The 13112-nt window shown below is 74.6% G+C and carries 2 protein-coding genes; both read right to left on the bottom strand.

The genetic code is table 11. The features are described 5' to 3' along the window. Positions 1-87: 87 nt before the first annotated feature. Positions 88-11760, bottom strand: coding sequence for an SDR family NAD(P)-dependent oxidoreductase (locus ACFW2E_RS26765; RefSeq protein ID WP_384469621.1), 11673 nt, complete (start codon positions 11758-11760; stop codon positions 88-90). Between the two features lie 60 nt (positions 11761-11820). Next, positions 11821-13112, bottom strand: a 1292-nt coding sequence (locus ACFW2E_RS26760; RefSeq protein ID WP_384469620.1) for a beta-ketoacyl reductase, incomplete at its 5' end; no start/stop codon positions are given.

Genomic DNA, 13112 nt, shown 5'->3' with positions numbered 1-13112 from the left:
CTTCCCCTCCTTCCCCTCTGAGCCCCTCGGGCGACGGCGACAGCGGCGGACGTCCCTCGGGACGTCCGCCGGTCCTTCCGCCGGTTGTCAGATGCCGAGTTCGTCCGTGATGAAGGCCAGCACCTCGTCGGACGAGGCGTCCTGCAGGCGTGCGCCCACGTCGTCCGTGCCGTCGGAGTGCGCGGTCCGCAGGCTCTTGAAGCGGGCGAGCAGGTCCTCCAGACGGGCGGTGACCGCCGCGTGCGCCTCGTCGTCGAGGGACGCGTCGGGCAGGTGGCTCTCCAGTCGGTCGAGTTCGGCCAGGACGCCCTCGGCCGGGTCCGTCTGCCCGGGTGCCAGTTCGGCGTGGAGGAGGCGGGCCAGGGCGAGCGGTGTCGGGTGGTCGAAGACGGCGGTGGCGGAGAGCCGGATGCCGGTGGCGGCGGTGAGCCGGTTGCGGAACTCGACCGCGGTCAGTGAGTCGAAGCCGAGCTCCTTGAAGGAGCGGGTCGCGCCGACCGCCGAGGGGCCGGCGAAGCCGAGCACCGCGGCCGCGTACGACTGGACGAGGTCGAGCAGCGCCGTCTCCCAGCCGTCGGCGGGCAGGGTGGCGAGGCGGGCGCGCAGTGCCTCGCCCGGGCCGCCCGCGCCCTCCGCTCCGGCGGAGGTGACGGTGGCCGCGCCGTGTGCGGTGGGCCTGGACTGGGTGCGGACGAGTCCGCGGTACAGGTGCGGCACGGGTGTGCCGTCGGTCGCGCCGCGCAGCGAGGCCGTGTTGAGGCCGATCGGCACGAGGTGCGGGTGGTCGTGGCCGTACGCGCCGAGCGCGGCGTCCAGGAGCGCGAGTCCCTGCTCGGGGTCGAGCGGGCGGACGCCGGAGCGGGCGAGGCGGCCGAGGTCGGCGGTGTCGAGGTGGCCGGTCATGCCGCTGGGCTCGGCCCACAGGCCCCAGGACAGGGCGGTGGCGGGTCGGCCGTTGGCGCGCCGGTGGGCGGCGAGGCCGTCCAGGTAGGCGTTGGCCGCGGCGTAGTTGGCCTGTCCGGCGTTGCCGAGGACGCCCGCCGACGAGGAGAACAGGACGAAGGCGTCCAGGTCTCGGTCGGCGGTGAGCTCGTGCAGGTGCTGTGCCGCCACCGCCTTGGGCGCGAGGACCGCTTCGAGCTTCTCCGGGGTGAGGCGGCCGAGGGTGGCGTCGTCGAGGACGCCGGCGGCGTGGACGACCGCGCGCGGGGCGTGCCGGTCCAGGAGGGCGGCGAGGGCGTCGCGGTCGGTGATGTCGCAGGCCTCGGCGACGACGGTGGCACCCGATTCGGTCAGTTCCTGGGTGAGTTCGGTGGCGCCGGGGGCGTCGGGGCCGCGCCTGCTCGTGAGGACCAGGCTCCGTACGCCGTGCTCGGTGACCAGATGGCGGGCGACGAGGGCACCGAGGCCGCCGGTGCCGCCGGTGATCAGGACGGTGCCGTCGGGCGCCCAGGTGTGCGGCTCGCCCGGTTCGGCGGGTTCGGTGCGGGCCAGGCGCGGGACGCGGATCTCGCCGTCGCGGAGCGCGAACTCGGGTTCGCCGGTGGCGAGGGCCGTCGCGAGCAGGGCGCGGGACGGGATCTCGGTGCCGATGTCGGCGAGGACGATCCGGTCGGGGCTCTCGGACTGTGCGGTGCGGACCAGGCCGTGCACGGCGGACTGCGCGAGGTCGGCGATGTCCTCGCCGGGTGCCGTGGAGACGGCCCCGCGGGTGACGACGACCAGGCGCGCGGTGTCGGTGCGGGGGTCGGACAGCCACACCTGGAGGTCGCCGAGGGTCTGCATCACGGCGTCGTCGACGGTGCTCTGCCAGTGCACGGGGGCCAGGACGGTGGCGATGCCGCCGTCGAGTTCCTCGGTGCTGAAGATCTCCGGCAGGCCGGGGAAGAGCGGGTCGTCGCCGAACACGGCCCAGTCGTCCGGGACTTCGGCGGCCCCGGGGCCGGGCAGCGCCGTCCACTCGACGCGGAAGAGGGTGTCGCGGAACGGGCTGCCGCTCGCCTGGGAGAGGCGGGCCAGCGCGTCGGCGGGCAGCTGACGGAGCCGGAGCGTGTCGACGGTGGCGACGGGCGCGCCGGCGGTGTCGGTGACGGTGACGGACACCGCGCCCTCGCCCGCCGTCCCGATGCGTACACGCAGGGCGGAGGCTCCGGCGCTGTGCAGGGTGACGCCGGACCAGTTGAACGGCAGCCAGGGGCCGCCGTCGCCCGCGTCCAGGAATCCGCCGAGCGCGATGGCGTGCAGGGCCGAGTCGAGCAGAGCCGGGTGCAGGCCGAACTCCGGTGCCTGTGCGGCGGTTTCCAGGGGGAGGGCGACCTCTGCGTACAGGGCGTCGCCGGTGCGCCAGGCGGAGCGCAGTCCGCGGAAGGCGGGCCCGTAGTCGAGGCCGAGGGCGCCGAGGTCGGCGTAGAGCCGTGAGGTGTCGACGCTCTCGGCGCCGTCCGGCGGCCACGGGGCGAGGTGTTCCCCGGACCGGGCGGGCGCCTGGGCGAGCAGGCCGGTGGCGTGCCGGGTCCACGGGTCCTCGGGCAGCGCGTCGGCGGGCCGCGAGTGCACGGTGACGGTACGGCCGTCGGCCTCGCCCGAGGCGGAGACCACGACGCGCAGCTGGACCTCTGCGCGCTCGGGCAGGACGAGCGGTGCCTCGAGGGTGAGGTCGGCCAGGTGCGGGTGACCGGCCTCGTCCCCGGCGCGCACCGCCATCTCCAGGAGCGCGGTGCCGGGCACGACGACGGTGGAGCCGACGGCGTGGTCCGCGAGCCAGGGCTGTGCGGTGAGCGAGAGGCGTCCGGTGAGCACCAGGGCGCCGTCGCCGGGCAGGGTGACGGCCGCGCCGAGCAGCGGGTGCCCGGCGTCGCTCTGGCCGACGGCACCTGGGTCGGTGGCGGCGACGGTGGGCTCCAGCCAGTAGCGCTCGCCCTGGAACGGATAGGTGGGCAGCGGCGTCCGGTCCGTGGCGCGGCCCGCGAACACGGCGTCCCAGTCGGGGCGTACGCCGTGGGCGACGAGCCGGCCGAGGGAGGCGAGGACGCGGGCGCGTCCGCCGTCGTCGCGGCGCAGGGTGCCGGTGACCACGGCGGTGTCGGCGCCGGCGTCGGCGAGTGTGTCGGTGAGGCCGCCGGTCAGGACGGGGTGCGGGCTGCACTCGACGAACACGGTGTGTCCGCTGTCGGCGAGGGAACGTACGGCGGGCTCGAAGCGGACGGTGTGGCGCAGGTTGCGGTGCCAGTAGCCGGCGTCCATCTCGTGGCCGTCGATGAGCCGGTCCTCGAGGGTGGAGTGCAGCGGGACGCGTCCGGCGCGGGGGCGTACGGGGGCGAGGAGTTCCTCCAGTTCCTCGCGCAGGGACTCCACGTGGGCGGAGTGGGAGGCGTAGTCGACGGGGATGCGGCGGGCGCGTACGCCGTCGTTCTCGCAGCGCTCCAGCAGGGCGTCGAGGGCATCCGGGTCGCCGGAGACGACGGTGGACGCGGGCCCGTTGACGGCGGCCACGGAGATCTGTCCCGGCCACTGTCCGAGGAGTTCCTCGACACGGGCGGCGGGCAGCGGCACGGAGACCATGCCGCCGGTTCCGGCGAGCCTGACCAGGGCGCGGCTGCGCAGGGTGACGACGCGGGCGGCGTCCTCGACGCTCAGCGCGCCGGCGACGCAGGCGGCCGCGATCTCGCCCTGGGAGTGTCCGACGACGGCGGACGGGACGACACCGAGGGACTCCCACAGCGCGGCCAGCGACACCATCACGGCCCACAGGGCGGGCTGTACGACGTCGACGCGCTCCAGCGAGGCGGCGCCCTCGGCACCGCGCAGCACGTCGAGCAGCGACCAGTCGGTGTGGGTGTCGACGGCGGCGGCGCACTCCTCCACCCGCGACCGGAACACCTCGGAGGTCTCCATCAGTTCCCGGGCCATGCCGACCCACTGGGAGCCCTGGCCGGGGAAGACGAAGACGGTCCTGCCGACGGGGCCGGCGAGGCCCTCCTCGACCGCGGCGGCCGGTGTGCCGTCGGCGAGGTCGGACAGGCCCTGGAGCAGCCGTCCGCCGTCGTCGCCGACGAGGACGGCCCGGTACTCGAAGGGGGTGCGGGTGGTGGCGAGGGAGTGGCCGACGCGGGCGAGGTCGGCGGCGCCGAGCTCACGCCCGGCGAGCTGCTCGCCCAGTCGGCGGGCCTGCTCGCGCAGGGCCTGGGGGGTGCGCGCGGTGAGCAGCCACGGCACGGGGCCGCCGTCCCGCTCCGGCTGCTCGGGTACGGCGGCGGGTGCGGGCGCCTCCTCCAGGATGACGTGGGCGTTGGTGCCGCTGAAGCCGAACGCGGAGACTCCGGCCCGGCGCGGTGCCGCGTCCCGGCGGGGCCAGGGCCGGGCCTCGGTGAGCAGGCGCACGGCTCCGGCCTGCCAGTCGATGTGCGAGCTGGGCTCGTCGACGTGCAGCGTGGCGGGCAGTTCCTCGTGGCCGAGGGCCTCGACCATCTTGATGACACCGGCGATGCCGGCGGCGGCCTGGGTGTGGCCGAGGTTGGACTTGACCGAGCCGAGCCACAGCGGGGTGTCGGCGGGGCGGTCCTGGCCGTAGGTGGCGAGCAGGGCCTGTGCCTCGATGGGGTCGCCCAGACGGGTGCCGGTGCCGTGCGCCTCGACGGCGTCGACGTCGGCGGGCGCCAGACCGGCGGTGGCCAGGGCCTGCCGGATGACGCGCTGCTGGGAGGGTCCGTTGGGGGCGGTGAGGCCGTTGCTGGCGCCGTCCTGGTTGAGGGCGCTGGCACGGACGACGGCGAGGATGTCGTGACCGTTGCGCCGGGCGTCGGAGAGGCGCTCGACGAGGACCATGCCGACGCCCTCGGCCCAGCCGGTGCCGTCGGCGGACTCGGCGAAGGCCTTGCAGCGGCCGTCGGCGGCGAGGCCGCGCTGACGGCTGAAGTCGACGAAGGTGTCCGGGGTCGCCATCACGGTGACGCCACCGGCGAGCGCCAGGTCGCACTCGCCGCGCTGCAGGGCCTGGACGGCCATGTGCAGGGCGACCAGCGAGGAGGAGCAGGCGGTGTCCACGGTGACGGCCGGGCCCTCGAGCCCGAGGACGTAGGAGATGCGGCCCGAGGCCACGCCGCCCGAGGTGCCGGTGCCGAGGAATCCCTCGACGCCGTCGGGGAGGTGGGTGTATCCGGCGCCGTTGCCGTAGTCGTGGTAGATGAGCCCGGCGAAGACGCCGGTGCTGCTGCCGCGCAGGGAGTGCGGGTCGAAGCCGCCGCGCTCCAGGGCCTCCCAGGAGGTCTCCAGCAGGAGCCGCTGCTGCGGGTCCATGGCGAGGGCCTCGCGGGGGCTGATGCCGAAGAAGGTGGCGTCGAACAGGGGCGCGTCGGGCAGGAAGCCGCCCTGGTCGGTGTAGCTGGTGCCGGGCCGCTCGCCGGTCGGGTCGACGACGGCGTCGATGTCCCAGCCGCGGTCGTCGGGCATGGCGCCCATGGCGTCTCCGCGGGTGGCGAGCAGCCGCCACAGGTCCTCGGGCGAGCGGACGCCGCCGGGGAACCGGCAGGCCATGGAGACGACGGCGATGGGCTCGTCGGTGCCGACGGCCGCGACGGTGCCGCCGGTGGCGGCGGGCAGGGAGCCGACGAGTTCCTCGCGCAGGTATCCGGCGAGCGCCTCGGGCGCGGGGTAGTCGAAGACCAGTGTGGCGGGCAGCCGCAGGCCGCAGGCGCCGGCGAGGCGGTTGCGGAACTCGACGCCGGTGAGCGAGTCGAAGCCCAGGTCCTTGAACGCCTGGGTGACGTCTACGGCCTCGGGTCCGCTGTGGCCGAGGACGGCGGCGGCGTGGGTGCGGACGACGTCGAGCAGCAGCGCGTGCTGTTCGTCGGCGCCGAGCCCGGCGAGCCGCGCGGCCAGTTCCCCGCCGCCCGCGGCCTTATCGGCGCCGCGGGCGGTGCGCCGAGACGGGGTGCGCACCAGGGCCCGCAGCAGCGCGGGCACCTCCTCGGGCGCGGCGGCAGCGGGCAGGTCGAGGTGGATGGGCACGAGCGCGGCGTGCGGCAGGGCGAGCGCGGTGTCGTAGAGGGCGAGTCCCTCGTCGCCGGTGAACGCGGCGGATCCGGAGCGGGCCATGCGGGCGCGCTCGGCCTCGTCGAGCGACTCGGCCATGCCGCCGCCCTCGGCGGCCCACAGTCCCCAGCCGAGGGACACGCCGGGCAGCCCGTGGGCGCGGCGGTGCGCGGCGAGGGAGTCCAGGTAGGCGTTGGCGGCCGCGTAGTTGGCCTGTCCGGGGTTGCCGAAGGTGCCGGCCGCGGAGGAGAACAGCACGAACGCGGAGAGGTCGGCGAGCCGGGTCAGCTCGTGCAGATGCCGGGCGGCGTCGGCCTTCGGGGCGAGGACCTTGTCGAGCCGTTCGGGGGTGAGCGAGCCGACCACACCGTCGTCGAGGAGACCCGCGACATGCACGACGGCGGTCAGCGGGTGCTCGGCCGGTACGCCGTCGAGGGCCGCGGCCACCGCGTCCCGGTCGGCCGCGTCACAGGCCACGAAGTCGACGACGGCACCCAACTCACGTATTCCGTCGGCGAGTTCCGTCGCTCCCGGCGCCTGCGCACCGCGCCTGCTGGCCAGCAGCAGCCGCCGTACGCCGTGCTCGGCGACCAGGTGACGGGCGAGCAGTCCGCCGAGGGCGCCGGTCGCGCCGGTGACCAGGACGGTGCCCTCGGGGTCCAGCGGCGCGGGCACGGTCAGCACCAGCTTGCCGGTGTGCCGGGCCTGCCCCATGACACGCAGCGCCTCCGGGGCCTCGCGCACGTCCCACGCGGTGACGGGCAGCGGGCGCAACGCACCGTTCTCGAAGAGCGCGAGCAGCGCGTCGTACATCTCCTGGATGCGGTCCGGGCCCGCGTCCATGACGTCGAAGGCCCGGTACACGACCCCCGGGTGTTCGGCGGCGACGGTGCCGGCGTCCCGGATGTCGGTCTTTCCCATCTCGACGAACCGGCCGCCGCGCGGCAGCAGCCGCAGCGACGCGTCCACGAACTCCCGCGCCAGCGAGTCGAGTACGACGTCCATGCCACGTCCGCCGGAGGCCTCCAGGAAATGCTGCTCGAACTCCAGCGTGCGGGAGTTGGCGATGCGGTCCTGGTCGACGCCGAGGGCGCGCACGGCACCCCACTTGGCGGGGCTGGCCGTGCCGTACACCTCCGCCCCCAGGTGCCGGGCGAGCTGCACGGCCGCGGTGCCGACACCGCCGGCCGCGGCGTGGATGAGCACGGACTCGCCGGCCCCGAGACCGGCCAGGTCGACGAGGGCGTAGTAGGCGGTCAGGTAGACGACCGGGGCGGCGGCGGCCTCGGCGAACGTCCAGGTCGACGGCATCGCGGACACCAGCCGGTGGTCGACGACCGCGAGGGGCCCGAACGCCCCGGAGAACAGGCCCATCACCCGGTCCCCCACGGCGAACCGGTCCACACCGGGCCCGACCTCCACCACGACACCCGCCGCCTCGAGACCGAGGCGTCCGGCGTCACCCGGGTACATCCCGAGGACGTTCATCACGTCGCGGAAGTTGACGCCGGCGGCGCGGATCGCGACCCGGACCTGTCCCTCGGCGAGCGGCGCGGCGGCCTCGGGGAAGTCGGCGACGTAGAGGCTGTCCAGGGTGCCGGTGGCGGTGAAGTCCAGCCGCCAGGGCGCGTCGCCCGCGGGAACGCCGAGCTCACCGCCCGCGGTCCGGACGAGCCTGGGCACGAGCACCTGCCCGCCGCGCAGCGCGAACTGGGGCTCGTCGGTACCGGCGAGGGCGGGCAGCAGGGCGTCGGCCGACTCGACGGTGGTGTCCAGGTCGACCAGGACGATGCGCCCCGGATGCTCGGACTGGGCGGACCGCGCGAGACCCACCACCGCGGCGGCCGCGGGGTCGGGCACCCGGTCGCCCGGCGCGGCGGCCACGGCTCCCGAGGTGACGAGCACGAGCCGGGCCCCGTCGGGCTGGGCCCCCTCCAGCCACTCCTGCACGACCTCCAGGGCACGGTGCACCGCGTCGCGCGGCTCGAACCCGCCGGTGACGAAAGTGGCGAGGACCAGTTCGGCCTCGTCGGCGTCCGCCACGTGCCGCCCGCCGGACTCCGCGATCAGGTCGACGACGCCGAACGGGTCGGGCCCGATCACACGGCAGGGGAACGAGGATGCCTCGGCGGAGGGCGGGGAGGAGAGCGAGGCGGCCTGCCAGTCGAGCCGGAACAGCGAGTCGTGGGCGCGCCCGCCGGTCCCGCCCGCCGACGCGGCGGGCAGGGCACGCAGAGCCAGGGCGCCGACGGTGGCGACGGGGGCCCCGGCCGGGTCCGCGAGGTCGAGGCGGTATCCCGTGCCCTCGCCGCGGACGCGCACCCGCAGTGCCGAGGCGCCGGAGGCGTGCAGCGCGAAGTCGGTCCAGGAGAACGGCAGCCGGGCACCGTCCTCGTCGCTGTCCAGCAGCCCGATGGCGTGCAGGGAGGCGTCGAGCAGGGCCGGGTGGATGCCGTACCCCCGGGTGTCGACGTCCTCCGGGAGGGCGACCTCGGCGCAGACGGTCCCGTCCGCGTCGCGCCAGGCGGAGGTGAGTCCCTGGAAGAGCGGACCGTATTCCAGCCCGAGGGCGCCCAGTTCGTCGTAGAGAGCCGTGGTGTCGACCGGCTCCGCACCGGCCGGCGGCCAGACGGTGAGGTCGGCGGCGGGCTCGACGGTGTCGGCCGAGAGGACGCCTTCGGCGTGCAGGGTCCAGCCTTCCTCACCCTCCGGGCGGGAGTGGACGGTGACCGCGGGCTCGTCACCCTCACCGACACGGACGCGCAGAGCGATACCACCGCGCTCGTCGAGAACGAGCGGGGCGTGCAGGGTCAGGTCGCGAACGGTTCCCGCGCCGACCTGGTCCCCGGCGCGTACGGCGATCTCGACCAGCGCGGCGCCGGGGACGACGACCGTGCCGTTGACGGCGTGCTCGGCCAGCCACGGATGCGTGGCCAGGGACAGCCGACCGGTGAACAACAGTCCGTCCGAGTCAGGCAGTTCGACGGCACCGGCAAGAATCCGGTGACCCGCGGAGGTCAGTCCGAGCCCGGCGGCGTCCGACGCCGTGCAGGGAGCCGTGTCGGGCCAGTAGGTCTCGTGCTGGAAAGCGTAGGTGGGCAGTTCGACGTGACGCCCGGCGGTGTCGGCGTAGAAGGCGCGCCAGCTCACCTCTCCGCCGGCACAGTGCAGCCGGGTGAGGGCTTGGACGAGGGCCTGGGGCTCGGTGCGGTCGCGGCGCAGGGTGGGGACGGCGCGCGGGTCGGCGGCCATGGCGGTGAGCACGGCGTCGGGGCCCAGTTCCAGGAAGGTGCCGATGCCCTGACCGTCGAGGGTGGTGAGGGCGTCGGCGAAGCGGACCGCCTCACGGACGTGGCGGACCCAGTAGGAAGGTTCGGAGAGGTCCGCATATGTGACGGCCGTGCCGGTGAGGGTCGAGACGATCGGTATCGACGGCTCGGAATAACTCAGTTGGGCGGCGATCTGCTCGAACTCGGCGAGCATCGGCTCCATCAGCGGCGAGTGGAAGGCGTGGCTGACCGTGAGCCGCTTCGTCTTGCGGCCCTGCGCATCGAAGTACGCCACGACCTCGTCCACACCCGCCCCGGGGCCGGAGACCACCACGGCGGTGGGCCCGTTGACGGCCGCGATCCCCGTGCCGTCCAGCAGCACGGGCAGGACCTCGTCCTCGGTGGCCTGCACGGCCCCCATCGCACCACCCGCCGGAAGCCGCTGCATCAACCGGCCGCGCGCCGACACGATCAACGCCGCGTCCTCCAGCGACCACAGCCCCGCCACATGCGCCGCCGCCAGCTCACCGATCGAATGCCCCGCCAGCACGTCCGGCCGCACACCCCACGCCTCCAGCAGCCGGAACAGGGCGACCTCCAGGGCGAACAGAGCAGGCTGCGTGTAACCCGTCTCATCCAGCCCCTCACCCGTGAACATGACTTCCTTCAGCGGCTGCTCGAGATGCACATCCAGAGCCGCGCACATCTCGTCCAGCACCGCCGCGAACACCGGGAACCCCTCGTACAGCTCCCGGCCCATCCCCGCCCGCTGACTGCCCTGCCCCGTGAACAGGAACGCCAGCGAACCGCCAGCGACGGACGGCGTCACCGAGCCATCGGCAATGGCCCCAAGCCCGGCCAGCAGTCCTTCACGATCACTCGCCACGGCACTCGCACGGTACGAGAACGCGGCGCGTCGAGTGGCGAGTGAGGAGCCCGCGTCGGCAGGGTCCAGCTCGGGCCGGCTCACGGCGAAGCCGAGCAGCCGTGCCGCCTGCCCCCGCACCGCCTCGGCGGTCTTGCCCGAGACGATCCACGGCACGACCGGCAGCCCGGCTGCAGCCACGGCCTTCACTGGCTCCTCGGCGGGAGCCTCCTCCACGATCACGTGCGCGTTGGTGCCACTGATCCCGAACGAGGAGACACCGGCCCGCCGTACCCGCTCCCCGGCCTGCCACGGCCGGGCCTCGGTCAGCAGCTCCACCGCGCCCGCCGACCAGTCGACGTGCGAGGACGGCGCGTCCACATGCAGCGTGCGCGGCAACTGCTCGTGCCGCATCGCCAGCACCATCTTGATGATCCCGGCCACACCCGCGGCAGCCTGCGTATGGCCGAGGTTGGACTTGATCGACCCCAGCCGAAGGGGCTCCTGGCGGTCCTGGCCGTAGGTCGCGAGCAGCGCCTGCGCCTCGATCGGGTCACCCAACCGCGTCCCCGTGCCATGCGCCTCCACCACGTCGACCTGGTCGGGCGAGAGCCGGGCCGCGGCGAGGGCCTGGCGGATGACGCGCTGCTGGGAGGGGCCGTTGGGGGCGGTGAGGCCGTTGCTCGCGCCGTCCTGGTTGACCGCCGAGCCGCGCACCACCGCCAGCACCCGGTGGCCGTTGCGGCGGGCGTCGGAGAGCTTCTCCAGGACGAGCATGCCCACGCCCTCGCCCCAGCCCGTGCCGTCCGCCGCCTCGGCGAACGGCTTGCACCGCCCGTCGGGCGCCAGACCCCGCTGCCGGCTGAAGTCCACGAACGTGTCCGGCGTCGCCATCACGGTGACGCCGCCGGCCAGGGCCAGAGAGCACTCACCGCTGCGCAGCGCCTGCGCGGCCAGATGCACCGCCACGAGAGACGAGGAGCAGGCGGTGTCCACGGTGACGGCGGGGCCCTCGAGCCCGAAGGCGTAGGACACCCGGCCCGACGCGATGCTGCCGCCGACGCCGAGGAAGCCCTCCAGGTCGTCGGTGGCGCGCTCCAGGACCTCGCTGTAGTCGTGATACATGACGCCGGCGAAGACTCCGGTGGCGCTGCCGCGCACGGAGGCCGGATCGATGCCCGCCCGCTCGAACGCCTCCCACGACGTCTCCAGCAGCAACCTGTGCTGCGGATCCATGGCGAGCGCCTCACGGGGGCTGATCCCGAAGAACGCGGGATCGAACTCGGCCGCCTGGGAAAGGAATCCGCCCTCGACGGAGTACGTCCGGCCGACCGCGTCCGGATCGGGGTCGTAGAGGCCCTCCGTGTCCCAGCCCCGGTCCTCGGGGAAGCGGCTGACGGCGTCGCCGCCCGAGGCCAGCAACTGCCACAGTTCCTCGGGAGAGTTGACGCCACCGGGGTAGCGGCAGGCCATGCCGACGATCGCGATCGGCTCATGGGCCGAGGCGGTCAGCCTGCGGTTCTGCTCACGCAGCCGCTCGGTCTCCTTCAGAGACGCCCGGAGAGCCTCGACGATCTTCTCGTTCTGTGCAGACACCTTCTGTCCAGACACCTCAGTACCTCACCCAATCCGCGTCACGCGTCGTCAGCCGCGTCATCAGAAGTCCGATCCTTCGAGCGCCATCGAGATGAGGCTCTCGGCATCCATGTCGTCGATGTCGTCGACGGTCCCGCCGGCCTGGCCGGCCGGGTCGTCCGCCGACAGGGGCGAGCCCGGGGCCGCGGGCCGGTGGCCCGCGAGTTCGAGCAGCGCGTCCAGGAGGCCGGCGTCCCTGAGCCGGGCCAGCGGGATCTCCCGCAGGCTCGACCGCACGCTCTCCTCGTACGCCGCGTCCCCGGCCTCGGGGGCGTCCTCGGGAACCAGTTGCCGGAGCAGGAATCCGGCGAGTTCGGCCGGGGTCGGGTAGTCGAAGACGAGCGTCGCCGGGAGACGCACACCCGCCTCGGCACCCAGGCCGTTGCGCAGTTCGACCGCGGTGAGCGAGTCGAAACCGAGTTCCTTGAAGGGCTTGTCCGGGGTGATCTCCGGGGCCCCGCCACCGCCGACCGCGCCCAGGACACCGGCGACGTGCCGGTTGACCACCTCGAGGACGAGGCGCTGCCGCTCGGGTCCCGCGAGTCCCGCCAGCCGCTGCGCGAGCTCCTGCCCGCCCGCCGCACCGGCTCCGACGGCGGCCCGGCGTACGGTGAGCGGACGCACCAACTGTGCGAACAGGGCCGGGACTTGCTCTCCGGCGGTACGAGTGAGCGCGGGCAGGTCGAGCCCGGCCGGAACCAGCAGGGGGTGGTCGGTGGCCACCGCCGCGTCGAGCAGCACGAGCCCGTCCGCCACCGACAGCGGCCGCACGCCGGAGCGCGCCATGCGCTCGATGTCGGCCTCGCCGATCCCGGCACCCATGCCACCGGCCTCCGGCGCCCACAGACCCCACGCGAGGGACGTGCCGGGCAGCCCCTGCGCGCGCCGCTCGGCGGCGAGGGCGTCCAGGGCGGCGTTGGCGGCCGCGTACGCCCCTTGTCCCGCGCCGCCCAGGACACCGGCGGCGGAGGAGTACAGGACGAACGCCTCGAGGTCGTGGCCGGCCGTCAGCTCGTGCAGATGGCGGGCGGCATCGGCCTTGGGCGCCCTCAGTTCGCCGAGAGCCTCGGGCGTGAGCGAACCGATCGTGCCGTCCCGCACCACGCCGGCGGTGTGGACGACCGCGGTGATGTCGGGGTGGGCGGACAGGAGGCCGGCGAGGGCGGAACGGTCGCTCACGTCGCAGGCGACGATCTCCACCCGTGCTCCCGACTCCGCCAGTTCGGTGGCGAGTTCGGTGGCGCCGGGGGCGTCGGTGCCGCGTCGGCCGGCGAGCAGGAGGCTGCGGACGCCGTGGGTGGTGACGAGGTGGC

It is taken from the genome of Streptomyces sp. NPDC058964 (assembly GCF_042741275.1).
GTDB lineage: Bacteria > Actinomycetota > Actinomycetes > Streptomycetales > Streptomycetaceae > Streptomyces.
Note: the sequence above shows the minus strand (reverse complement) of the source record. Positions and strands in the feature narration are given on the sequence as shown.